Origin of the sequence: Caldimicrobium thiodismutans, assembly GCF_001548275.1 — a bacterium.
Taxonomy (GTDB): domain Bacteria; phylum Desulfobacterota; class Thermodesulfobacteria; order Thermodesulfobacteriales; family Thermodesulfobacteriaceae; genus Caldimicrobium; species Caldimicrobium thiodismutans.
Genome location: NZ_AP014945.1, coordinates 149,161 through 172,221, shown reverse-complemented (window position 1 = coordinate 172,221; position 23,061 = coordinate 149,161). Strand labels below are relative to the sequence as shown.

The window sequence follows — 23,061 nt, the reverse complement described above, 5'->3', positions numbered from 1 at the left end:
CCCCTGTCTACATGCACTGGCAGCCCTGTCTGCAACAGGGAGATGCATTCAACCCAGGTCAATCCTTTTGGAATAATATTTATCTAATTCCAATTTTTACAGTAGGGACAAACCTATGTGTTTACCTGGTAAGTGTTCTTTTACTCTCACCTCTTACCTTTTACCATCCTTCCTTTTTCTTGTAAAAATGGGAACTTATGCATTAAACTGTAAAAACAATCAGATTAAAAATATTTTTAACAGCCAATATCTTTCTTTTTTTCTTTCTTAGGAGTTTCCTGTTGGGTAGAATTATCTTTAGTATCCTTTTTTTCCTCACCAAAACTTAAAAAAGGTGAAAATAAAGATAAAGAAAAACAAACTAATAAAATAGAAAATATCTTTCTTCTCATGATCTACTCCTCCTAAGTTTTGTTTTCGTCAAGAGAGTTATAATATAATCTTTTAAACTTTTGTCAAGGTTTTAAATTATAAATTTTATTTAAAATTTATTAAAAATTCTTTGATTTTATCTATCAAAACTTTATTGGCTTCTTCTTTCCCAATAGTAATTCTTACACAATTAATAAATCCATAAGCCTTTAAGGGTCGAACAAATATACCTCTTTTTAATAAAAATTCATAAAGCGATTCACACCATTTGTCAAAATCAACCATAATAAAATTGGCTTGTGAGGGATAAACCTTAAAACCCAGCTTGGAAAGCTCAGAACTCAAGTATTTCCTCCCTCTGAAAACAAGTTCTACACTTCTTTTCTGGTAATCTTCATCCTGAAGAACTGCAAGACCTGCTTTTACTGCAAGAAGATTTACATTGAAGGGCTGTCTTACCCGATTTAGGATGTCAATGATTGAGCTATCTGCCATGCCATAACCAAGCCTTAATCCTGCAAGCCCAAATGCTTTGGAAAAAGTGCGGGTTATAAGAACTGGATAGCCCTTTTTCAAAAACTCAACTCCCATAGGCACCTCTTCATCCTCAATAAACTCCCCATAAGCCTCATCAAGGACTACCAGAATGTCCTGAGGAAGTTCCCCTAAAAATTCTTCCCATTCTCTCCTTTTTAAAGTTGAGCCTGTGGGATTGTGGGGATGATCAAGAAAAATGGCTTTGGTTTTACTGGTTATAGAAGAAAGGATTCCCTTTAAGTTATGTTTAAAATCTGGAGTTAAGGGGATTTTTTTTATTTTAACACTATAGATCTCGCCAAATTTTTCATACATCAAAAAGGAGGGTTCACTAATGATGATTTCGTCATCCCTTTCAAGATAGGCCTTAAAGACAAATTCAAGAATCTCGTTTGAGCCATTTCCAAGGATGATATTTTCTGGAGATAAATTCCATCTTTTGGCAAGGGCAGATCGTAAGGTCTTATAGCTTGCCTCTGGATAGAGATGAATTTCAGTTAGGGCTTCTTTAAGAGCTGAAATTACCTTCGGAGATGGGCCAAGAGGATTTTCATTGGAATTCAATTTATAAATAGGACCTTCAAGCCCGAGCTCCCTCTGAATTTCTTCTAAGGTTTTTCCAGGGGGATAGGGCTTAAGGTCCTTTAACCAGGGCTTGGGGTTCATTAAAAGCCAAGTTTAGCAAGCTCAAGGGTTTTGTCAATCTGCTTTTGAAGTTCAGGAGAAAGTCCTTCAATTTTAACACTTAGAAATCCCTTAACAATTAAGGAAGTGGCTTCATCTTCTGTTAATCCCCTTGCCATAAGATATTCAACCTCTTCCCTTGCAATTTTTCCAACTGCTGCCTCATGGGTGAGCTCAACATCAGAGTAATGACTGTCAAGCTCGGGAATGGCCATCATCAGTCCTTCATCACTAAGCATAAGGCCCTGACACTCAAGATGCCCTTTAACTTTTGGAGCTTTAGCAATAATTTTTCCTCTGGCGATATTAACACCTCCGTATACCACATTTCTTGAAATAATCTCTGTTCTTGTATTTTCAGCCTCAAGGTGCACCTCTCCACCAATGTCAATATGTGAACCAGGGTGATTGGCTATTATACTTACAAAGGAGGCGCGTGCTTCCTCTCCAATTAGCCTGCAAATCGGTGCGGTCTGAATACTTTTTACAGGAAAAAGGCTAACATAAGTAGAGATATATGTGCCTCCTTCCTCAACAAAGATGCCTGTTCTTGGTCTAACTGCGGTCTTTTCTCCCCACATGTGCACCATGGTAAAGGTAAGCTTTCCCCTCTTTTTAATATAGAACTCTGAGATACCAATGTGTAAAGCAGAATCAATATGAGGATGCACTGAACAGGAGGTAATGAGATTAAGCTCTGCCCCTTCTTCAACAATAACAATATTGTGAACCTTCTGGGCAATCTGGCTGGTTCTTATATAAAGACAGGTCTGCACAGGATAAACGAGTTTATAACCAGGTAAAACCCTGATAAAATAACCATCATCCAGATCTTCAGCGGCCTCCTTAGTGAATTCATCCTTTTCAGGTGATACCGCCTTCCAGAGATATTCTTCAATTTTATCAAAGGTCTTTAAGGCCTGGGTTATAGGCATAATCTCAAGCCCTTCTACCTTTTTCTTACAAAGCACTGGCTTTGCATCAACCTGCACGAACTCCCCTTCATGAGGAAGGGCCTCATCTAATCCGAGAAGTTTCAACCTTTCTCTTTCCTCAGAAGAAAGCTTAGAAAGATCCTCCAAAACATTAGCTTCCTTGGCAGATTTATACGCCTTTGGGTCTATTTGATTATTTTTCATCCTATCCTCCTTCTCAAAATTCACACCTTCTTAGACACTTCTGGCACCCTTCATAGCCAAACTTCTGAATACCCTCAAAAATCTCCAAAGGATTACCCTTACAGTAGATCTCACCATTCATAATTACATATCCAAGATCAGCCGTCACATACTGAAGGATAAAACCTGTATGGGTAATAATGAGACCACTTTTTGTTCTTGGGCGATGGGTCTCCTTTTGCAAAAGTTTCTTTATCATCTGGCCAATAAGATGGATATTTTCAAGATCAACCCCTGATTCAGGCTCATCTAATAAAACCAAGTCTGGATCCTGCATAAGAAGTTGCAAAAGCTCACTCTTTTTGATTTCTCCACCTGAAAAACCCCGGTTAACCTCTCTTTCAAGAAAGTGCTCAAACTGAAAAGCTCTGGCAAGCTCTTCAATTTTTACTCCGTTCTCTTTTCCACAGAGTTTTAATATCTCCCTTAATTTAACTCCCTTAATGGTAGGAGGCCTCTGAAACATAATGCCAATTCCCCTTTTAGCTCTCTCATATGGCGGAAGATAGGTAATATCCTCTCCTTTAAAGATAATCTGCCCATGACGGACTCTGTAATTTGGAAAGCCCATAAGGGTCATAAGTAGGGTAGTTTTACCAGATCCATTTCTCCCGAAGATAATGTGGGTCTCCCCGAGGGGGATATTAAGGCTTATGCCCTTTAAGACCTCCTTTCCTTCAACCTCAACCCAGAGGTCTTTAACCTCCAAAAGATTGGCCATAAATACCTCCTACGAAGTTTATAACTTTATAATAATTATCCTTTTTGAAAAGAAAAGCCCTTGAAAAAATTTTTTCTACCTCTAAACTTATTAATAAATTTAAATCTGGTGAGGGGAAATGGAAAGAGTTGAGATTAGATTAGATGGAAGAGATCCCATTATTATTGAAACAGGTGCATATGCCCGTTTAGCCGGGGCCTCTGTTGTAGTAAAACAGGGAGGAACAGCTGTTCTTGTCACTGCCTGTATTAGTGAAAAACCTCTTGAGGGGTTTGACTTTCTTCCCCTCTCAGTTGACTACCGGGAGCAAAGTTCTGCCTGGGGTAGGATCCCGGGAGGATTTCTAAAAAGAGAGGGAAAACCTACAGATAGAGAAGTGTTGGTCTCCCGCCTTATAGATCGTTCTTTGAGACCCCTTTTTCCTGAAGGTTTTTCCCATGAAGTAGTGGTTACAGCACTTACCCTTTCAGCTGATGAAAAACATGACCCTGATGTCCTCTCCCTTCTGGGGGCTTCAGCTGCCCTAATCCTTTCTCCAGCCCCCTTTGAAGGACCTATCGGGGGGTTGAGAGTTGCTCGCAGCAATGGGAAATTTATCCTGAATCCCTCCTATGAGGAAAGACAAAACTCTGATCTTGACCTTGTTGTTGCCTTTACAGAGGACTCTCTTGTAATGGTGGAAGGAGGAGGCAAAGAAATCCCTGAAGAGACGCTCTTACAGGCCCTTTTCTTTGCCTTAGAACAAGGAAAAGTGCTTATCCTTTCCCAGAAAGGTTTAGCTGAAAAACTCAAACCTCAAAAACTCACCTTTACCTCACCCTATGCAGATCAAGAGCTTTATAACTTTGTGGAGCTTAAAACCAAAACAAAGGTTTTGTCTGCCCTTGGCATTCAAGACAAAATTGAGAGGCACAGGGTTCTTGACTTGATTTTTGAAGAGGCCTCCTCTGAAATTGAGGAGTCTCAAAGGGTAAAATTAGCCTTTTTTTATAAAAAACTTCTCCAAAGGCTTTTAAGGGAAAGCCTCTTTTATCAGGGTAGACGCATCGATGGAAGAAAACCAGAAGAGATAAGACCTATAAACATTGAGGTTCACCCCTTTGAAAGACCCCATGGTTCAGCTATATTTACAAGGGGTCAGACCCAGGTTTTTGCAACTGTTACCCTTGGGTCAAGTGAATCTGCTCAGCTTGTGGAGACTATCTTTGAGGGAGAAACCTTTAAAAGATTTATGCTCCACTACAACTTTCCACCCTTCTGCACAGGAGAGGCTCGTCCCTGGGGACCTCCAAGGAGAAGAGAAATTGGGCATGGTGCCCTTGCTGAAAGAGCCCTTGAGCCCCTGATCCCATCTGAAGAAGATTTTCCCTATATCATAAGAATTGTTGCCAATGTGCTTGAATCCAATGGTTCTTCCTCTATGGCAACTGTTTGTGCAGGATCCCTTGCCCTCTTTGATGCAGGAGTACCAGTTAAAAAACATGTTGCTGGCATTGCCATGGGACTTGCAACCTTTGAAGATAAGTATCTTATTCTTACAGATATCCTGGGAGATGAGGATCAGCTGGGAGATATGGACTTTAAGGTTGCTGGAACCCGAGAGGGGATAACAAGCGTGCAGATGGATATAAAAATAAAGGGTCTAAAAAGGGAGGTTCTCTCAAAGGCTCTGGAACAGGCAAGGCTTGCGAGGCTCTTTATCCTTGATAAAATGTATGCAGTCTTACCTCAACCCAGGGCTGAACTTTCCCCCTTTGCCCCCTGTATTGAAATTATCACCGTTCCAGAGGATAAGGCATCTTTAATCATAGGCCCCGGAGGAAAGACCGTTAAAGATATCCGGGATAGAACTGGAACTACCATCTGGGTGCTTGAAGGAGGCAGGGTCTCCATATCTGGTCCAAATAGGGAAGGAGTTGAATCTGCTAAAAGGGAAATCTTAAATCTTGTGGCAGAGGTTGAGATAGGAAAGATTTACGATGGCAAGATCACCCGCATAGAACCCTATGGACTCTTTGTTGAGGTTTTACCGGGAAAGATCGGACTTCTCCATGTCTCCAAAATGGATAATCCTCCCAGAGATCTAAAAAGTGTCTATAAAATAGGAGATAAAATTCGGGTCAGGGTCATTGAGATAGATGAGGCAGGACGATTTAAGCTTACCACCCTTCTGGGAACAGAAGATGCAGGACCTCTATTATAAAAGGCTCTTTGAGACCTTTTCTTTTTTAAAGGAGCAAGTTCCCTTTCATCCTGAAATTGTTATCACCCTTGGGACAGGCTTATCAAATCTTTCCGAAGCTGTTGAAAAAGAATGGATTATGCCCTACGCAGAGATTCCTAACTTTCCCCAATCCACTGTGGAAACCCATGCGGGAGAACTTATCTTTGGAAGGCTTTCCAATAAAAAGGTAGTCCTTTTAAGGGGAAGATTTCACTATTATGAAGGCTACTCCGCTAAGGAGCTTACCTTTCCACTGCGAGTGCTTACTCTATTTAAACCCACCATCTACCTTGTCTCCAATGCTGCAGGAGGACTAAATCTCTCCTTTAGAGCTGGGGATCTAATGCTTATTAAAGACCATATAAACCTCATTCCCGATAATCCCTTAAGGGGAATTAACTATGAAGAGCTTGGGCCGAGATTTCCAGACCTTTCCTGTCCCTATGCGCAGGATCTCAGGAATTTATTTAAAGACACTGCCAGGGCACTCGGGGAAGAACTTCAAGAGGGGGTCTATGTAGCAGTCCCTGGACCAAGCCTTGAAACACCAGCAGAGACAAAATTTTTGAGAATGATTGGAGCAGATGCAGTAGGTATGTCAACAGTGCCTGAGGTTATAGTTGCAATCCATGCTGGACTCAAGGTTCTTGGTGTTTCTGTTATTGCTAATGTAAATAATCCCGATAATTTTCAACCCATTCTTTTTGAAGATGTTGTTGCAGAAGCTCAAAGGGCTGAAAAAAGGCTAACAAAATTGGTCGTGGAATTTCTAAAGCGAATTTAAAAATGGGAAAACTTCTCATAAGTTATACCCCCTTTGAAATCCGGGTTGGGCTGATTGAAGATCAGTCCTTAGTTGAATACTATGTGGAACGACCATCTGAAAAAGGGCTTGTAGGCAATATTTATAAAGGTAAGATTGTAAGAGTTGTCCCGGGGATAAATTCTGCCTTTGTTGATCTTGGGCTTGAGAGAACAGCCTTTCTCTTCGGAGATGACTTAATCCCCCCTGAGGATATTGAATGGGATCGGGAAGTAACCCCTATTAGTCCCCAGGAAATCCTTAAGGAAGGCAAAGAGATCCTTGTTCAAGTCATTAAAGAGCCCCTTGGACATAAAGGGGCAAGAATTTCTACAAATCTCACTCTTCCTGGCCACTATCTTGTCTATCTTCCCTATTTTCATCATATAGGTATCTCAAGAAAGATTAAAGAAGAAGTTTTAAGACGCAATCTCAGGGAGATGGTTGAAAGATTACGACCTCCCCACACAGGGTGGATCATACGCACTGCAGCTGTTGAAGCGGATGAAAACTCCTTAAAAAGAGAGATTGAGTTTTTGCTCTGCCTCTGGGAAGATATAAAAGAAAGGGCCATGAAAGTTAAAGCCCCTGCTTTACTCTATGAGGAACTCAATATTGCCTTTCGTTCCATCCGGGATCTTTTTACTAAAGAGATCTCAACTATTCTGGTGGATGATCTGGAGTTTTATCAGAAACTACGGGACTTTCTGGAAAGATATTTTCCAGATTTTCTTTCAAGGCTTGAACTTTTTGAGGGTAATGAAGATCTCTTTTATACTTATGGTTTTCAGACAGATGTTAAAAAGCTTCTTGCAAGAAAGGTCTGGCTAAAATCAGGGGGATTTATTGTGATAGAGCCCTGCGAGGCCTTCACCGCCATTGATGTAAATACTGGAAGATTTGTGGGGGAATCTGAACTTGAGGAGACTATTTTAAAGACAAATTTAGAAGCAGCTCAGGAGATTGCCAGCCAGCTTAGATTGAGAAACATCGGAGGCCTGATAGTTATTGACTTTATTGATATGGACAATCCTGATCATCAGGAATTAGTTCTTGAGACCCTCAAGAATGCCCTTAAAAAGGATAAGGCCAAACACAGCTTTCTTCCCATATCAGACTTTGGGCTTCTTCAGATGACCAGAGAACGCCGAAGAGACTCTCTTTACGAGGTCTTTTATGAAACCTGTCCCCTCTGCGCAGGAGAGGGAAGAATCAAAAGCAGACGCACCATTTATTACGACCTCTTAAGACGAATTTTAAAGATGGGGATTCATCTAAAAAATAAAACCCTTGTGATTGAGGTTCATCCAAACCTTACAGAAATAATTGGAGAAGAGATCTTCCATCTTGAAGAGCTTGAAAAGAGATTTAATTTTAAATCTATTATAAAATCTAATCGAGACTTATGGCCCTGGGAGTATAAGTTTAATATTCAAGGGAGCTAAGGAAATTGACAAAATATCCAGCTATCTTTCTTGACCGAGATGGAACTATTAATGAAGAGGTAGGGTATCTTAATCACTTAAGCAGGCTTAGAATCTTAAAAGGGGTTCCTCAGGCCTTAAAGCTTTTGCAGTCAGCAGGGTTTAAACTTTTTGTTGTCACCAATCAGAGTGGTCCTGCCAGAGGATATTTTCCTGCTGAGCTTGTGGATAGGATTCATGACGAGATCCAGAAAAGACTTCAGCGTTCAGGTGTAAATGTAGAGGAATTTTTTGTCTGCCTTCATCACCCAGAGGAAAAATGTTCCTGCAGAAAACCCAATACAGGTCTTCTTGAAAAGGCCTTTGCTAAATATCCTATCCTGCGAGAAAAATCTTATGTAATCGGGGATAGACTTATTGATGTGGAACTTGCCTTAAGAGCAGGCTTAAAGGGTATTCTTGTCCTTACAGGCTATGGAAGGGGAGAGGCTCAATATCTTCTTCCTAAGAAGGACTTTAGGCCTTATTTTATTGCCCAAAACCTTGTGGAAGCTGCAGAATTTATTCTGAAGGATAGTCAGATTTAGAATTGCAATTCCTCATTGTAAAACTCTCAGCCCTTGGAGATGTTATTCAGACCTTACCTGCCCTTAATCTACTTAAAAGGGTCTACCCAGAGGCAGAAATTGACTGGATAGTAGAGGAGAGAAATGGAGAACTTCTCCTTGACCATCCCTATTTAAGAAGGGTCTTCTTTTTTAAAAAGGTCTTCTTTAAAAACCCAGGCAAGTTTTTTTCCTTCATACGAAATCTTCGAAAAACCCAATACACAGCAATTATTGATTTTCAAGGGCTTTTAAAAAGCGGTATACTTACCTTTTTTGCTAAATCCAAATATAAAATAGGTTTTTCCAATCACAGAGAGGGAAGCCCCCTTTTTTATAATGTCAAGTTTCCACCCTTTGATCCAGAGCTTCATGCTGTCAAGCGTTATCTCCTATTAGTAAAAAATACTGTTAATTTTTTGACACCTGAAGTCTCCTTTTCATTTCCAGAAGATGAAATCCTTTATCATCATCCTCTTGTAGAGCATAAACCTACTCTTGAGACTAAAAGGCCCTATTTAATTCTCATTCCCGGGGCAAGATGGGAAACAAAACTCTGGCCCTTTGCACATTGGAAATCCTTCCTTGAACTTTCCTCCGAGCTCAGGAAAAAATATGATTTCTATTTTATTGGAAGTGAAAAAGAAAGGGAAATCAAAATCTGGGCTGAAGAGATGGAGAAGTCCTTTTCAGGAGTCTTCTCCTTAATAGGGAAACTCTCCTTAAAAGAGGTTGTTTTTTTAATAAAAAGGGCCGAGTTTATTGTCTCTGTTGATACAGGAACTATGCACCTTGCCAGTCTTTTAAATAGACCTATTCTTGCCCTCTTTGGCCCAACCTCTCCCCAGAGAACTGGTCCCTGGAGTAAAAACTCCTTTGTCATACAGGAAAAGCTCTCCTGTGTCCCCTGTTTCAAACGCAGATGCCTTACCCTTACCTGCATGCAAGGACTCAGCCCTGAAAAAGTCTGGACAAAATTAAAAGAACTCTTATCCTAAAGGTCAATTTTTTGACATGGGAAAAAATTTCCTCTCCTTTTTAAGGTCTGAAGAATTTTCCTCTGGAACTTCCTTTTAAAAGCCAGGTCCAGGAAACAGATTCTGGCATACTTTTTGATATATTTTTATCAGGAGGTAATGGCGATGGCGGGACTGAGGATTAATCCCCAGGTGGGACTTCTTGAGGCTCTTGAATCAGCTCAGCTTCTTGAGAGAAAATTTACTGCCTCTGCCAATAATCTTGCCAATGTGGATACCCCTGGGTTTAAGGCGGATGGGCTTACCTTTAGAGAGGTTTTGATGAAAAAAATTGGCCCAAAATATCAGAAAGCCTTTAAAGAGACTGTGCCTTATCTGAACTCAGAGCAGGGTTTCCTTGAACCCACTCACAATCCCTTACATTTTTCCATAGTGGGAGAGGGCTTTTTTAAAGTGCAGACCCCTCAAGGCATAGCTTACACAAGAGCTGGAAACTTTACCCTTGATGCAGAGAGACGACTTGTTACGCCACAAGGTTATCCAGTTCTTGCCAATGGAGCCCCTGTGATTATTGATCCTGGAATGGCTGCAGAAGGCCTTGTTACCATGGAAAATTTGAAATTAAGAGTTTCTCCTGACGGACTTCTATCTATTGATGGAACTGAGATTGCAAGGCTTGATGTAGTTACCTTTGATGATTTCAGCAAACTGAAAAAGCTTGGAGAAAACCTCTATATCTCAGAGGGAGCTCAGGAAATGATGCCTCTAAATTATGAGGTCAGGCAGGGCTTTGTGGAAAAGTCCAATGTGAATCCTATTAAAGAGATGGTGAACCTAATTGAGATCCAAAGGACCTTTGAATCAGTGCAAAGAACAATTAGAGGGCTTGATGAGGCCTCAGAGAAATTAATTGAAACTGCAAGGAGGTAAAAAGATGATCAGAGGACTCTGGAGTGCAGCAACAGGCATGCAGGCTCAACAGCTTCAACTGGATACTATTGCTAACAATCTCTCCAATGTGAATACCCCAGGATTTAAAAAAAGCCGGGTAGAATTTGAAGACCTCTTTTATCAGAATTTAAAGCTTGCTGGAGCCCTGACAGCAGATGGAGTTCAGGTGCCAGTTGGTATGCAGGTTGGCCTTGGGGTAAGACCTGTTGCGGTTTCAAAGCTCTTTACCCAGGGAGAATATCAGCTAACCAATCAAGAGCTTGACCTTGCCATTGAGGGAAGGGGCTTTTTTAGAGTGGTTATGGGAGGAGAAGAGTTTTACACACGGGCAGGAAATTTCAAACTGGATAGAGATGGTTATATTGTTACCCCGGATGGAGCAAGGCTTCAGCCTGAGTTTGCTGTGCCCACAGGCACCGCTCGTATTGAGGTGACTCAGGATGGTGTAATAACTGCCCTTGACCAGAATGGTAATACCTTAGCTCAGGCCCAGCTCCTCATATACGATTTCCCCAATCCAGCAGGCCTTTATGCAGTGGGAAGAAATCTTTTCAGAGCAACCCCTGCTGCTGGAGATGTAATTGAGGGAAATCCCGGACAAAATGGCTTTGGAACCATTGCTCAAGGGTATCTTGAGATGTCCAATGTGGATATCGTTGAGGAGATGGTAAAGATGATTATTACTCAGAGGGCCTATGAGTCCAATTCCAAAGGGGTTTTAACTGCAGATCAGCTCTTAGAGATGGCCAATAATCTTAAGAGGTAAGCCATGAGGAAACTCCTTTGGCTCTTAACTTTCTGGCTAATCCTTTTTACAAATAATAGTTTGGCTTCTTCCTATTATGAAGAAGGAGATTTAAGAGAGCTCTTTCTCAAAGAGTTTAAGCTCAGGGCTAAGTATCTACGAGGAGAAATTACCCTTGAACGCTTTAGATTTGAGCCCCGGGATATAAAGATCCCTAAAAATTCCCCTTTTAAAGTGGAATGGACAGGGACTCCTCGGGCTGGTTCTAATTCTGCAGTTCTTGTCTTTAATCCCAAGGGGGGGACAAGTCAAATTATCAGGCTCTGGGGGTTCATTGAGGTCAGGATGCCTGTTTTGATTTTGAAAAATAACCTTTCCAGTAAAAGTATCCTCAAAGATGAGGATTTGGCCTTTGAAGCAAGGGAACTATCTCGCCTGCCCCATGATGTAATTTTGAATAAAGAAGAAGCTCTGGGTAAAGAGCTCAGAATGGGAATTAGTGCAGGAACGGTCTTAAGGGCCTCTCACCTCAGAGAGCCCCTTCTGGTTAAAAGAAATCAAGAAGTTGAAATTCTTGCCAAGGGACAAAACTTTGAAATAAAGGCCAAGGGGATTGCCCTGGAAAATGGGAGACTTGATGAATTTATAAGGGTAAGAAATAAAAGTAGCAACAGAGTAATTCAGGCTAAGGTAATTAGTGAAGGCCAAGTGGAGGTGACCTTCTGATGAAGGCTTTTAAATTAAGCTTTGGAATTCTTCTCTTATTTGGATTGAGTGCCTGCTGGGAGTTTGATCCAAAGACCCCGCCTCCTCCACCTCCGCCTCCAAAGGTAAGTATTCCTGAACCAGTTATGCCTCTAAATCAGAGCAAAGGCTCCCTTTTTAGAGAAAGCTCCTCTCTATTTGCCTTTGCAGATAATCGGGCAAGATTTGTTGGAGACCTCATTACTATAAAGATTATTGAGACCTATCAGAGCTCAAATAATGTGAAACAGGGCTCAAGCAAATCAAGTTCCATAAAAGCAGGAATTAATAAACTTTTTGGTTATGAAAACCAGTTTCAAAAAACCTTACCGCTTCCTTCTGGTTTTGATCCTGCCCATCTGGTTGATGGAAGTTTATCTTCTTCAACCTCTGGTCAGGGACAGGTTCAGAGGGATAGTAGAATCCTTGCTACCATTTCTGCCAGAGTGGTTGAGGTCTTACCCAATGGAAATCTCGTTATTCAGGGGGTAAGATCCATTAAAAGAAATAGAGACCTTGAATACATTACCATCACAGGTATTGCAAGACCTCAGGACATAAGTTCTGATAATTCTATTGAGTCCACTAAACTTTCAGACCTCTATGTGGAATATAGCGGGAAAGGACCAAACAGCGAGGCTGCCAGTGGCCCTGGCATTATAACCAGACTACTTCAACTCTTTTGGTTATTTTAGGGGGTTTAAAGATGCGGTGTTTAAAAAAGATTTTTTTAATTGTTCTTTTTTTCACTTTTACCCTTAAGGCTCAGGCTGTGCGCTTGAAGGATATTATGGATGTTGAAGGTGTAAGAGGGAATTATCTTGTGGGTTATGGGTTGGTAGTAGGTCTTAAGGGCACAGGAGATGGGGATCAAACCAAGTTTACCGTCCAGTCTGTGGTGAATATGCTTGAAAAATTTGGCATAAGGGTTCAAAAGGAACAGGTAAAGCTAAAAAATGTAGCTGCTGTTTTAGTTACCGCCTATCTGCCCCCTTATGCTAAACCTGGTCAAAAGATAGATGTAGAGGTCTCAGCCCTTGGAGATGCCAAAAATCTTCAGGGAGGGACTCTTCTTATGACTCCCTTAACTGGGCCAGATGGAAGGGTCTATGCCCTTGCTCAGGGTCCGGTCTCAATCGGAGGTTTTGCAGCAGGAGGGGCCGGAGCACAAACTCAGGTTAATCATCCAACTGCTGGCAAAATTCCCAATGGAGCCATTGTTGAAAGAGAAGTCCCCATGGAAGATATTAATTCTCAGAGTTCCATCTTGATCTCATTGAAAACAGATGACTTCTCAACAACCTCTGAGGTTGCAGAGGCTATAAATTCCTATCTCAGGGGAAAATTTGCTACACCAGCCGACCTGAAAAATATTGAATTGAAGGTGCCTGAAAAATACAGAGGAAGAGTAGTAGCCCTTTTGGGAGAAATTGGGAAACTTGAGGTAAGACCTGATCTACCTGCAAGAGTGGTGATTGATGAAAAGACAGGAACCGTAATAATGGGAGAGAATGTGAGAATATCAAAGGTTGCAGTAGCACATGGTAATCTAAGTGTAACTATTAAAGAGGCCCCTGAAGTGGTTCAACCCCTCCCCTTTGGGAGAGGTGAAACCGCAATTGTTCCGAGAACTGAAGTGACTGCCAGAGAGGAAAAGGCTAAGATCGTTGTCCTTGAAGAAAGTGCTACCTTAGGAGAATTAATAAGGGCTCTGAATGCAGTTGGCGCAACCTCAAGAGAGCTTATTGCCATCTTGCAGGCTATAAAGTCTGCAGGGGCTCTGCACGCCGATCTGATTATCATTTAAGAGGGGAAGGGAATGGAAAATTATGGCTTAAATTTTCAAAGCTTACAAAATATTAAAGCCATAGCCCAAAAAGACCCTAAGCTTGCTTTAAAAAAATTAACAAGGGAGTTTGAATCCCTCCTCTGGTATGAAATACTCAAAGGACTTGATAATACTACCTTTAAAAGTGGTTTCTTTCCTGAAAGCCTTGAGAAAAAGATTTTTCAGGATTATCTCTATCAAGAGGTGGGACGGGCAGTCTCAGGCCGCCCAAGAGGTCTGGGAGATTATCTCTATAAAAACCTTATTAAAAGCCCATATTTTAAAGATAAAACTCAAAATTCCGAAAATTTTAAAAAGGAGGGGTAGATTATGTTAGCAAAAGAATTAATTGAACTAAATAAAGTCCTTGAGGAGGAAAAAAATGCACTGATTAAAGGAACTGTAGACGATATTCTTAAATGGTCAACGCATAAAATTCGTCTTCTTCAGCTTTTGAAGGATAAGAAACTTACCCCTGAAGAAGTTGAATTAGTTAAAGAAATTTATGAAAAAAATGAAAAAAATCGCAGATTGATAGAAACAGGTTTAAATTTCGTCCATGAAGCTTACAGACTATTAACAACTTTACTTATGGATACCCAGATTTATGGTCAGAAAAAAAATCCCAAAAACCCCTCTCTCATTTCTAAGAGGGCTTAAGAAGATATGGCAGGCCTGAGCTCAGCCTTAAACATTGCCAAAAATGCCCTTCTTAACTTTCAACTGGCAACCTCTGTAATATCTCATAATGTTGCCAATGTGAATAATCCCGCCTATTCCAGACAAAAGGCCATTGAAACCACCTATCCCCCAAGCCCCTCTCCTGTTGGCTCAATTGGTTCAGGTTCAAGAATAGAAAAAATTATCCGCTATTTTGATGCCTTCCTTGAAAGAAATATAAATCTAAAAAAAACAGATTATGGACTTGTCTCTGCAAGTGAGGCAGGACTCAATATTCTTGAAAGCCTTTTTAATGAGACTCAGGATAGCGGGCTTTCCAAAATCTTGAGGGAATTCTGGAATGCCTGGCAAAACCTTGCCAATTATCCTGAAAATCTCTCTGCAAGAACCCAGGTGATTGAATATGGAAAACTCATAACTGAAGGCTTAAAAGCCAAATTTCAGGGAATGAGAGATCTTGAAACCCAGATTGGTTTAAAACTTAAGGAGATGGTTGATAACATCAATCGCCTCTCCTCACAGATTGCTGAACTCAACCTTCAGATTATTGCCAGAGAATCAGGGGGGAAAACGGCTAATGACCTGAGAGATCAAAGAGACCGCCTGGTAGGAGAACTTTCTCAACTTGCAAGTATCCAGTATTTTGAAACCAAAGAAGGGGCTTATAACATAATCCTTGGAAAGGGGTTTAATTTAGTAAATCTTGGTTATAACTGGAAACTTGAGATCTCTGGAACAGAGGTTTACTGGGTGGGATCTAATGGTGAAAAGGTGCCTCTTTCAGGAAAAGAGGTGCCAAGTGGAGAACTCGGGGGCTGGCTGAAACTTCTTGAACAGCTATCCGATAGCTTTAACTATGAATATGTCTCAGGCACAAATCCCATATATTTAGCAGGAAGATCCCTCGGGGAGACAGATAAATTCTCAGACCTCGGCATAACCTCTGGAACTATAACCTTTACTGGAAAGGATCACTTTGGAAAAGAAATCTCAGGAACCTTTACCATAACTACTGGAGATGAAACTTTAAGAGATTTTCTAACGGCCATAGAAAGAGCCTATAGTTTTACTGTAAAGGCCTATTTAAAGGATGGAAGGCTTTATGTGGAAGATGCCTTTCGTGGTCCAGGAAAACTTGAATTTTCCATAACTTCAGCTCCAGCAACCCTTAATTTTGGCCGCTTTGATGATCCTGCCTATCAAAGAAGGGTTGAAGAATTAAATCTTGCAGGAAAATTAAAACTTTTCGGTGAGGAACTTATTAAGGCAGTAAATGAACTTCATACCCAGGGAGTTGGGCTTGAATTTTTTACCAAAGAACTTGAAGGCGCTTACTCAGTAAATCAATATATCAAAGAACTTCCCTATTATCTTGAGCTAAATAGAAAAGGTTCCTTTTACCTCTGGGTGAAAGAGGATACTGGTAAAATCAATCCTGTGAGAGTAGATTTAAATCTCCATGAAGATTCAACCCTTGATGACCTTGCAACTACAATAAATCAGGCCTTATCAAATGCTGGTTATGCTACCTCTTCTACCAATTTTGACATTCGCGCTATAGTTAGAGGGGGAAAACTTGTCTTTCAAGCAAGGGATGGTATCTCCTTTGCCTTTTCCAATGACACCTCAGGAATCCTTCTCTCTACAGGAATTAATCTCTTTTTTGTGGGAACAGACCCTGCAGACTTTCAGGTAAATCCCCTTCTTGTGCAAAAGCCAGAACTTTTATCCTCAGGAAAAATGGATGTCTCCGCTTTAAGAACAGGGCTCCCCCTTTTCGGAGTCTTCAGAAGTAAAAATGTTATTGACCCAACTCAGACTTTTCAGGTTAATACCCTTTATGTGCGCCCTTATGATGATAAGGGAAGGGTTTATAATTATCCGCCTCAGGCAGTTTATGAAGGAACCTTTAGCGGGACAACTCTTACAGGGGATCTTACTATCTACTTTAAAGATGCCAATGGAAATACCCTTGGATCACCTTTAATTATCCCCTCAGGAACAGGGATTTCAGATCTTCCAACCCTTTTCAATGGTTCAAATGGTATTAGAGCAGTTCTTGAGGATGGCATCTTAAGACTTGAACTTGTTCCAAATAATGCACCTTCAGGATCAGTCTGGTTTGAAGTTTCAGAAGGGTCTTCAGGCATAAATCCTTTGATCAAGTGGGACAATAATATCAAAGCCTTTGCAGTTAGCATAAATCCCACAGGATCAACGGATCCAGATACCCTTCAGGAAATTCTAAATAAACTAAACAGGCTTCCCTTTTTAAGGGCTTATAGAGATGAATTCGGGCATGGAGTTTTTAGGCTTGAACCTAATCAGACCAAGGTCTATGGCTTTGAACTGGGAGAAAGCCTTGTATCTGGAGCTGACCCCTCTTCTCCAAATGATAGCCTTTTGAGCTACCTAAGGGACCAGAATATGTTTATTCCCTCCTTTAGATGGAATGGCACCTCTGAATTTCGCTTTCTTTCAGGCCTTGAGCCCATTATTAAGCCAAAAGTTTATATGGGAAATGCAGGTATTACCCCCTCCTCATCAGCTTCTTATACAGTTAAATTTTTTGATAATAATGGTGACATAGTTGGAACAGCTTCAGTCTCAGGAGAAGACACCCTTTCTGATTTAATAACCAATTTTGATGGAGTCCCAGGGTTTAAAGCCCGAATCCTTGGGGATAAATTTTACATCTGGCTTGATCCCTCTGAGAGTGGAGCACCTACCAATGCAGCCTATTTTACCATTGAGATAGCTGATGATTCAAATAGCCCTTATGAGGGAGCCTTAGGACTTATAAGAACCTCTTCAGGGGTTTCTGGCCTTAAGGCTGGTGAGATCTCTTCTTATCTTTTTGATGAAAAGGGAAATCCTATTGATACTGTGGAAGACCCCTTTAATGTGGTTGATCCCTTTAGAATTGAGCTAACCACAGAAAAACCCCTCTTTCAGATCCTTCAGACTATAAATGCCCCGGAAAATGCCAAGTGGGCATTATCTTCTCGTCTTGATCGGGAAGGAAAACTCATTGTGGAAACCACAGGACTTTATAAAACCAAAAGCTTTATCCTTGAAGACACAAAACCCCTTATTGCTGGAAACACCCTGACCCTCAATAATCTCAAATATGACCCGGTGACTAATTCCTATTATTATTTGAGCGATTTTAGAGCCCTGGCTTCAGCCTCCTTTTCAACTCAAACCATAAGAATTACACTGATTGATGACAAAGGAAACCCTATCTCAGGAGCATATGCAGATGTAGAAATAGGTTCCGCATTGAATGTGATCTTTAGTGCTATAAATAACATACTTATAGGTGGAACAAATTATTTTGAGGCTGGGCTTGATACCTCTGGCAAAATCTATATCAAGCTCAAGAATTTTACTTACGGAACTCCACCTAAAAAAGTTTTAGGCTTTAAAATTGAGACCACTACACCACCAACTGATGGTAATGATTTTACTACTTTTATACTTTCCAAGGTTTCACAGAAGGACACAAGGGGTGAGGGCCTTATTCACAATCTTAACCCCTATGAGCTCAAAAGAGGTGATAATCGTATTGCTCAGGCTATTGCAGACTCAGCCACAGATACCCGCAAGGCACTAAATCTTTCAAACCTTGAAAATTACTATGCCAGCATGGTAGGTGAAATTGGCACAACTACCAAGGCTGTAAAAGAAAACAAAAGCTTTCTTGATGACCTCTTAAGACAGCTTAATACTTTAAAGGATTCTATTTCCGGGGTTTCTCTTGATGAGGAGATGGCAAATCTTATCAAATATCAGCAGGCCTTTACCGCAACTGCCAAAATTCTTTCCACTGTGGAAGACATGTTTGATGCTCTAATTAGTGCCAAACGCTAAAGAAGGGGGGTGATTTGATACCATGAGAATTGGTATGAATACCAAATTTGGAGCGGTTCTTTCTGACCTTGAAAGGCTTTCCTCTGAGATTACCCTCAATCAGCTAAAAATCTCCTCAGGTAAGAATTTCCTGAGACCTTCAGATGATCCTCCAGCCTCAGTTATTTCTCTTAACTATAAACAGGGAATCTCCCGCATTGAGCGTTATATGAGAGCCATTGAGGAGGGCTATGCCTTTCTTAAGGCTCAGGAGGCAACCCTTTCCAGTGTGGAAGACCTTGTTGCCAGAGCTAAGGTTCTTGCCCTTCAGGGAGTAAATGCCACTCAGGATCTCAACGCAAGGAAAGCCACAGCTGAAGAAATAGATAAAATTGTGCATAGTCTTCTTGCCCTTGCTAATTCCCAAATTGGCGAAAAATATCTCTTTGCAGGGCAAAAAACTACAGGCTTTCCCCCAGGAGAAGCACCCTTTAAACTGGTTAAAGAAACCCTGCCAGATGGACAGATCATTGAAAGAGTTATCTATCAGGGCTCAACTGAGGATTTTGAAATGGGCTATGATAAGGATATGAAAATGACCCTTGGAGAAAATGGACAAAAAATCTTTATGGACTCAGGGGTATTTGAAACCCTTTTATCTTTAAAAAGAACCCTTCTTGCAGATAATCAAATTGATTACAAGAAGGAACAGTATAATATCCAAGAGGCAATAGGAAAACTTGATAGGATTTATAATCACTTTGCTGAAAAAAGAGGAAAGATTGGGGCTCAAATGGCTCATTTTGAGACCAAAAAGAATCTCTATATGGATTTCAAACAGACCCTTGAGAGCAATCTTGGAGAGGTTGAAAGTGCTGATCTTGCTAAACTTGCCTCACGCTTACAAAGCCTGAGTATAGCCTATGATGCAGCCTTAAGGGCAGTAGCCCTTTTCTCGGATATGAGCCTTGCCAAATATATTTAATCAGTTTTTGCAATAACCCCTCCCCCAAGCAAAAACTCTCCCTCATAAAAGGCGCAAACCTGCCCTGGAGTTACCCTTTTTACTGGTTTTTTAAGAATTATTTTCCAGAACTCGCCCTCTCTCTTTATTTCCTTAACAGGCACTTTCTCCGTGCGATATCTAATTTGAGCTCTTGGGCTTTCCCAGTATTCCAGCGGAAGCTGAAAATTTATATCCTCAAGATAAAACTCCTCCCTTTCAAGTTCCCTTTCCTCTCCAAGATGGATCCTATTGGTTTTAGCCTCAATTTTTACCACATATAGAGGCTTCCCGAAAGGAAGATTAAAACCCCTTCTCTGACCAATGGTATAAAAATGAATCCCCTTATGTTTACCAACCACTCTTCCTTGATAAATTATCTCCCCTTCCCTTTCACCAAGATGTTCTTCCAAATACTCCACAAGACTTTTTCCCATAAAAAAACAGACCTCCTGAGACTCTTCTTTTTTCCAGAATTTAAGTCCTTCCCTTTCAGCAAGGTTGCGGACCTCATCCTTACTTTCAAACTCCCCCACAGGAAAAAGAAGCTCAGGAATTCGCTCCCCTGGAATAAGAGAAAGGAAATAGGACTGGTCTTTTTTACGATTCCGTGAAATTTTTAAAAGGGGATAACTTTTGTAAAACCCCTTTTCAACATAATGACCTGTAGCATAAAAATCAACTCCTAAATCCCTTTTAACAAGTTCTAAAACCAATCCAAATTTTATCTTTCTATTACATAGGGCACAGGGGTTAGGAGTTCTCCCGAGGGAATACTCATTTATAAAGGACTCAATAATTTCCCTTTTGAAAACCTCCCTCAAATCAAAGAAATAATGAGGAATCTCAAGAGCTTCTGCTACTTTCATTGCCTCTTCAAGGGACTTTTCTTGATTATCAAAGAGAAGAAAACTAATTCCTATAACCTCAAATCCCCTTTTCTTCAAAAGAAGGGCAGATACCGAACTATCTACCCCCCCACTCATAGCCACTGCAACCTTCATTTTTACTCAAAAACTGCGCAGTTTTGCCCGTTTACTTATGCAAAATTAAAAACATCTTAATAAGACAAATTTTTCACAATTATAATAAAAACTCAAACTCAAAAAATAAATTAGAGCCTTATTTTTATTATACCTCTGCTTTAAAGAAAAGCAAAAAATTGTATGCGTCCATATCCTCTCACCTTTTTCCACCCTTCATTTTTCTTGTAAGGATGTGAACTTATGGAAAACTTATACAAAAAAACTTTAAAAAAGAAAATTTTCACAAAACATTATAAGGTTATGTTTTTGAATTACTTTTAAAAAAAGAAAAAATTTAAAAAAGGAGGTAATTATGGCAAATCAATTTGAGGGATCCTGGATCTGCTCAACTACTAATTGCGGATACATTTATAATCCAGCCAAGGGTGATCGTAAAGGGAAGATACCTGCTGGAACTCGCTTTGAGGATTTACCTGAGGAATGGAGATGTCCTGTCTGTGGAGCTTCCAAAAAGGCTTTTAAACCCATGAGTGAAGTTGAAGGGGAACAGGAAAAATAAAAAAGGGGGCTTAAGAGCCCCCTTAAGTTAAGAGGGGTTACCTCCTTAAAATTCGCCACCTCCTGGCATAGGAGGCATTTTTTCTTCCTTCTTGGGTTTTTCAGCTACCATGCACTCGGTAGTAAGAAGAAGTCCTGAGATAGAAGCAGCATTCTGAAGGGCGCAGCGAGATACCTTCTTGGGATCTATAATTCCAGCGGCTACAAGATCTTTGATCTCACCATTAGCCGCGTCAAAACCAACGGGACCTTTTTCAGCCTTAACTTTTTCTACAATAATAGAGCCCTCATATCCAGCATTACCAGCAATCTGGCGCAAAGGTGCCTCGAGGGCCTTTTTGATTATTTCAATACCATGCTGCTCCTCCCCATCAACCTTTAAATTGTCAAGAACAGGTAGGCATCTGATATAAGCGGTTCCACCACCGGGAACAATACCCTCTTCAACAGCTGCCTTGGTAGCATTGAGGGCATCCTCCACACGGGCCTTCTTCTCTTTCATTTCAGTCTCAGTAGCAGCTCCAACATAAATTACTGCAACTCCTCCCACAAGCTTAGCCAATCTTTCCTGAAGTTTCTCACGATCGTAATCAGAGGTGGTCTCCTCAATCTGGGCACGGATCTGTTTAATTCTGGCCTCAATGTCTTCTTTCTTTCCAGCGCCATCAATAATTGTGGTGGTCTCCTTGGCTATAACAACTCTTCTTGCCCTTCCAAGGTCTTTAAGCTGGGCATTTTCAAGCTTCATTCCAAGCTCTTCAGATATGAAAGTTCCGCCAGTAAGAATGGCAATGTCCTGTAACATAGCCTTTCTTCTCTCACCAAACCCAGGAGCCTTAACTGCACAGCACTGGAGCACTCCTCTCAAACGGTTAACAACCAGGGTTGCCAGGGCCTCACCTTCCACATCTTCAGCAATAATGAGAATAGGTTTTCCTGAACGAGCTACCTGCTCAAGCACTGGAAGTAAATCCTTCATAGAACTAATCTTTTTATCATAGACAAGGATATAAGGATCCTCAAGGACGCACTCCATTTTATCTGCATCAGTTACAAAATAAGGAGAAATATAACCTCTATCAAACTGCATTCCCTCAACCACATCTAAATAGGTCTCAAGACCTTTGGATTCTTCTACAGTGATAACCCCTTCTTTTCCAACCTTATCCATGGCATCAGCAATGAGATTTCCAATGGTATCATCATTATTAGCTGAAATGGTTGCAACTTGTGCAATTTCCTGACGGGTTCTGCAAGGCTGGGAAAGTTTTTCAAGTTCCTTAACCACTTCCTCTACCGCCTTATCAATACCTCTTTTAATAGCCATGGGATTAATTCCAGCAGCTACAAGTTTAACTCCTTCCTGGAAAATTGCTTGAGCAAGAACAGTAGCAGTAGTAGTTCCGTCTCCAGCAACATCACTTGTCTTGGAAGCCACCTCTCTTACCATCTGGGCTCCCATATTTTCAAATTTATCCTCGAGCTCAATTTCTTTGGCAACAGTTACACCATCTTTGGTAATAAGAGGTGAACCAAAAGATCTTTCAAGGATGACATTTCTTCCCTTGGGCCCAAGGGTAACCTTTACTGCATTGGCAAGTTTGTTAACGCCAGCCAGAATTTTATCTCTGGTATTGGCTCCGTAAATAATGTCCTTAGCTGCCATAAATCCACCTCCTCCTTATATAGATTTTTTAGGTTAATTAGCCTTCTATGATAGCTAAAACATCATCTTCTCTCATGATGAGATATTCTTCGCCTTTGATTTTTATTTCAGTGCCTGCATATTTGCTGAAAAGGATCTTGTCCCCTTCTTTGACAATAAGAGATTGTTTTTGACCATTTTCAAGAAGCCTGCCCTCGCCCACCGCAATAACTTTACCCATAATGGGCTTTTCTTTAGCGGTGTCAGGGATGATGATACCTGATTCAGTTCTTTGTTCCTCCTCAATGCGTTGAACAAGAATACGATCATAAAGTGGTTTGATCTTCATAGATCCACCTCCCTCCTCAATATTGATTTTTGGTTAACCAAAAAATAATCATTCCTTTTTAAAAGACAAGGGGGTATGCGTATATATCTTTTGAGATTTAAATCTGCTGATTTTAGCAGATAAATCTGCTTTTTAAATTTCCCATAGGCTATCTTTTTGAAATCAAGGCAGATTCAACATTAAAGCAGGGGTAGA

At 40.7% G+C, this 23,061-nt stretch carries 22 protein-coding genes; 15 read left to right on the top strand and 7 right to left on the bottom strand.

Annotated elements, in window-relative coordinates; all coding sequences use genetic code 11:
* Nucleotides 1-236 precede the first annotated feature (236 nt).
* From THC_RS09365 to THC_RS00800, 4 genes are all read right to left on the bottom strand, one after another.
* Complete coding sequence (locus THC_RS09365) at nt 237-392, bottom strand: hypothetical protein (protein ID WP_153303638.1); 156 nt, start codon at nt 390-392, stop codon at nt 237-239.
* A gap of 85 nt (nt 393-477) precedes the next feature.
* Nucleotides 478-1,575 carry a histidinol-phosphate transaminase gene (gene hisC / locus THC_RS00810; protein ID WP_068511952.1) on the bottom strand — a complete coding sequence of 366 codons (1,098 nt, stop codon included), beginning with the start codon at nt 1,573-1,575 and terminating at the stop codon, nt 478-480.
* Nucleotides 1,575-2,732 (bottom strand): SufB/SufD family protein, encoded by a 1,158-nt coding sequence (locus tag THC_RS00805; RefSeq protein ID WP_068511950.1) that lies wholly within the window; start codon nt 2,730-2,732, stop codon nt 1,575-1,577. Before THC_RS00805 ends, hisC begins: the two co-directional genes overlap by 1 nt.
* 13 nt (nt 2,733-2,745) lie before the next feature.
* Nucleotides 2,746-3,492, bottom strand: a complete 747-nt coding sequence (locus tag THC_RS00800; RefSeq protein ID WP_068511947.1) for an ABC transporter ATP-binding protein — start codon at nt 3,490-3,492, stop codon at nt 2,746-2,748.
* Between the two features lie 118 nt (nt 3,493-3,610).
* Between THC_RS00800 and THC_RS00795 the strand changes: the two genes are divergently transcribed.
* The 14 genes from THC_RS00795 (at nt 3,611) to flgL (ending at nt 19,310) form a co-directional block, all read left to right on the top strand.
* Entirely contained in the window at nt 3,611-5,695 is a 2,085-nt protein-coding gene (locus THC_RS00795) for a polyribonucleotide nucleotidyltransferase (RefSeq protein WP_068511945.1), read from the top strand.
* Nucleotides 5,676-6,500, top strand: coding sequence for a purine-nucleoside phosphorylase (locus tag THC_RS09260; protein WP_068511942.1), 825 nt, complete (start codon nt 5,676-5,678; stop codon nt 6,498-6,500). Before THC_RS00795 ends, THC_RS09260 begins: the two co-directional genes overlap by 20 nt.
* Nucleotides 6,501-6,502: 2 nt before the next feature.
* Nucleotides 6,503-7,963 (top strand): Rne/Rng family ribonuclease, encoded by a 1,461-nt coding sequence (locus THC_RS00785; protein WP_068511939.1) that lies wholly within the window; start codon nt 6,503-6,505, stop codon nt 7,961-7,963.
* Nucleotides 7,964-7,968: 5 nt separating this feature from the next.
* Nucleotides 7,969-8,529 (top strand): D-glycero-alpha-D-manno-heptose-1,7-bisphosphate 7-phosphatase, encoded by a 561-nt coding sequence (locus THC_RS00780; RefSeq protein WP_068511936.1) that lies wholly within the window; start codon nt 7,969-7,971, stop codon nt 8,527-8,529.
* Nucleotides 8,530-8,531: 2 nt separating this feature from the next.
* A complete protein-coding gene (gene waaF, locus THC_RS00775; protein ID WP_068511933.1) occupies nt 8,532-9,545 on the top strand; it encodes a lipopolysaccharide heptosyltransferase II in 1,014 nt (337 codons plus the stop codon).
* A 144-nt stretch (nt 9,546-9,689) separates the two neighbouring features.
* Nucleotides 9,690-10,454 carry a flagellar hook-basal body protein gene (locus THC_RS00770; RefSeq protein WP_231938356.1) on the top strand — a complete coding sequence of 255 codons (765 nt, stop codon included), beginning with the start codon at nt 9,690-9,692 and terminating at the stop codon, nt 10,452-10,454.
* A 4-nt stretch (nt 10,455-10,458) separates the two neighbouring features.
* Nucleotides 10,459-11,241: a flagellar basal-body rod protein FlgG gene (gene flgG, locus THC_RS00765; RefSeq protein ID WP_068511928.1), complete on the top strand. Its 783-nt coding sequence runs from the start codon at nt 10,459-10,461 to the stop codon at nt 11,239-11,241.
* Nucleotides 11,242-11,244: 3 nt separating this feature from the next.
* On the top strand, nt 11,245-11,946 hold the full coding sequence (gene flgA, locus THC_RS00760; protein WP_068511925.1) for a flagellar basal body P-ring formation chaperone FlgA: 702 nt from the start codon (nt 11,245-11,247) through the stop codon (nt 11,944-11,946).
* Nucleotides 11,946-12,659 carry a flagellar basal body L-ring protein FlgH gene (locus THC_RS00755; protein WP_068511923.1) on the top strand — a complete coding sequence of 238 codons (714 nt, stop codon included), beginning with the start codon at nt 11,946-11,948 and terminating at the stop codon, nt 12,657-12,659. Before flgA ends, THC_RS00755 begins: the two co-directional genes overlap by 1 nt.
* Before the next feature lie 11 nt (nt 12,660-12,670).
* Nucleotides 12,671-13,771: a flagellar basal body P-ring protein FlgI gene (locus THC_RS00750; RefSeq protein ID WP_068511920.1), complete on the top strand. Its 1,101-nt coding sequence runs from the start codon at nt 12,671-12,673 to the stop codon at nt 13,769-13,771.
* Nucleotides 13,772-13,783: 12 nt separating this feature from the next.
* A complete protein-coding gene (locus THC_RS00745; RefSeq protein ID WP_068511917.1) occupies nt 13,784-14,119 on the top strand; it encodes a rod-binding protein in 336 nt (111 codons plus the stop codon).
* 3 nt (nt 14,120-14,122) lie between these two features.
* Nucleotides 14,123-14,452 carry a hypothetical protein gene (locus tag THC_RS00740; RefSeq protein ID WP_068511914.1) on the top strand — a complete coding sequence of 110 codons (330 nt, stop codon included), beginning with the start codon at nt 14,123-14,125 and terminating at the stop codon, nt 14,450-14,452.
* A 6-nt stretch (nt 14,453-14,458) separates the two neighbouring features.
* Nucleotides 14,459-18,346 carry a flagellar hook-associated protein FlgK gene (flgK, locus tag THC_RS00735; protein ID WP_068511911.1) on the top strand — a complete coding sequence of 1,296 codons (3,888 nt, stop codon included), beginning with the start codon at nt 14,459-14,461 and terminating at the stop codon, nt 18,344-18,346.
* A 22-nt stretch (nt 18,347-18,368) separates the two neighbouring features.
* Nucleotides 18,369-19,310 carry a flagellar hook-associated protein FlgL gene (flgL, locus tag THC_RS00730; RefSeq protein ID WP_068511906.1) on the top strand — a complete coding sequence of 314 codons (942 nt, stop codon included), beginning with the start codon at nt 18,369-18,371 and terminating at the stop codon, nt 19,308-19,310.
* On the opposite strand, the gene mnmA is transcribed toward flgL, so the two are convergent.
* Nucleotides 19,307-20,332: a tRNA 2-thiouridine(34) synthase MnmA gene (gene mnmA, locus THC_RS00725; protein WP_068511904.1), complete on the bottom strand. Its 1,026-nt coding sequence runs from the start codon at nt 20,330-20,332 to the stop codon at nt 19,307-19,309. The two genes, flgL and mnmA, sit on opposite strands and share 4 nt — an antisense overlap.
* 334 nt (nt 20,333-20,666) lie before the next feature.
* On the opposite strand from mnmA, the gene THC_RS00720 reads away from it, so the two are divergent.
* Nucleotides 20,667-20,873 carry a rubredoxin gene (locus THC_RS00720; RefSeq protein WP_068511901.1) on the top strand — a complete coding sequence of 69 codons (207 nt, stop codon included), beginning with the start codon at nt 20,667-20,669 and terminating at the stop codon, nt 20,871-20,873.
* A 45-nt stretch (nt 20,874-20,918) separates the two neighbouring features.
* Here the strand turns inward: THC_RS00720 and groL are convergent, their stop codons facing one another.
* Both groL and groES read right to left on the bottom strand, forming a co-directional pair.
* Entirely contained in the window at nt 20,919-22,538 is a 1,620-nt protein-coding gene (groL, locus tag THC_RS00715) for a chaperonin GroEL (RefSeq protein ID WP_068511899.1), read from the bottom strand.
* 37 nt (nt 22,539-22,575) lie between these two features.
* Complete coding sequence (gene groES / locus THC_RS00710) at nt 22,576-22,866, bottom strand: co-chaperone GroES (RefSeq protein WP_068511896.1); 291 nt, start codon at nt 22,864-22,866, stop codon at nt 22,576-22,578.
* Nucleotides 22,867-23,061: the final 195 nt, after the last annotated feature.

Bases quoted from the DNA above. Each gene is read 5' to 3' on its own strand.
- THC_RS09365 (WP_153303638.1), bottom strand. From the start codon at position 392: ATGAGAAGAAAGATATTTTCTATTTTATTAGTTTGTTTTTCTTTATCT.
- hisC (WP_068511952.1), bottom strand. From the start codon at position 1,575: ATGAACCCCAAGCCCTGGTTAAAGGACCTTAAGCCCTATCCCCCTGGA.
- THC_RS00805 (WP_068511950.1), bottom strand. From the start codon at position 2,732: ATGAAAAATAATCAAATAGACCCAAAGGCGTATAAATCTGCCAAGGAA.
- THC_RS00800 (WP_068511947.1), bottom strand. From the start codon at position 3,492: ATGGCCAATCTTTTGGAGGTTAAAGACCTCTGGGTTGAGGTTGAAGGA.
- THC_RS00795 (WP_068511945.1), top strand. From the start codon at position 3,611: ATGGAAAGAGTTGAGATTAGATTAGATGGAAGAGATCCCATTATTATT.
- THC_RS09260 (WP_068511942.1), top strand. From the start codon at position 5,676: ATGCAGGACCTCTATTATAAAAGGCTCTTTGAGACCTTTTCTTTTTTA.
- THC_RS00785 (WP_068511939.1), top strand. From the start codon at position 6,503: ATGGGAAAACTTCTCATAAGTTATACCCCCTTTGAAATCCGGGTTGGG.
- THC_RS00770 (WP_231938356.1), top strand. From the start codon at position 9,690: ATGGCGGGACTGAGGATTAATCCCCAGGTGGGACTTCTTGAGGCTCTT.
- flgG (WP_068511928.1), top strand. From the start codon at position 10,459: ATGATCAGAGGACTCTGGAGTGCAGCAACAGGCATGCAGGCTCAACAG.
- flgA (WP_068511925.1), top strand. From the start codon at position 11,245: ATGAGGAAACTCCTTTGGCTCTTAACTTTCTGGCTAATCCTTTTTACA.
- THC_RS00755 (WP_068511923.1), top strand. From the start codon at position 11,946: ATGAAGGCTTTTAAATTAAGCTTTGGAATTCTTCTCTTATTTGGATTG.
- THC_RS00750 (WP_068511920.1), top strand. From the start codon at position 12,671: ATGCGGTGTTTAAAAAAGATTTTTTTAATTGTTCTTTTTTTCACTTTT.
- THC_RS00745 (WP_068511917.1), top strand. From the start codon at position 13,784: ATGGAAAATTATGGCTTAAATTTTCAAAGCTTACAAAATATTAAAGCC.
- THC_RS00740 (WP_068511914.1), top strand. From the start codon at position 14,123: ATGTTAGCAAAAGAATTAATTGAACTAAATAAAGTCCTTGAGGAGGAA.
- flgK (WP_068511911.1), top strand. From the start codon at position 14,459: ATGGCAGGCCTGAGCTCAGCCTTAAACATTGCCAAAAATGCCCTTCTT.
- flgL (WP_068511906.1), top strand. From the start codon at position 18,369: ATGAGAATTGGTATGAATACCAAATTTGGAGCGGTTCTTTCTGACCTT.
- mnmA (WP_068511904.1), bottom strand. From the start codon at position 20,332: ATGAAGGTTGCAGTGGCTATGAGTGGGGGGGTAGATAGTTCGGTATCT.
- THC_RS00720 (WP_068511901.1), top strand. From the start codon at position 20,667: ATGGCAAATCAATTTGAGGGATCCTGGATCTGCTCAACTACTAATTGC.
- groL (WP_068511899.1), bottom strand. From the start codon at position 22,538: ATGGCAGCTAAGGACATTATTTACGGAGCCAATACCAGAGATAAAATT.
- groES (WP_068511896.1), bottom strand. From the start codon at position 22,866: ATGAAGATCAAACCACTTTATGATCGTATTCTTGTTCAACGCATTGAG.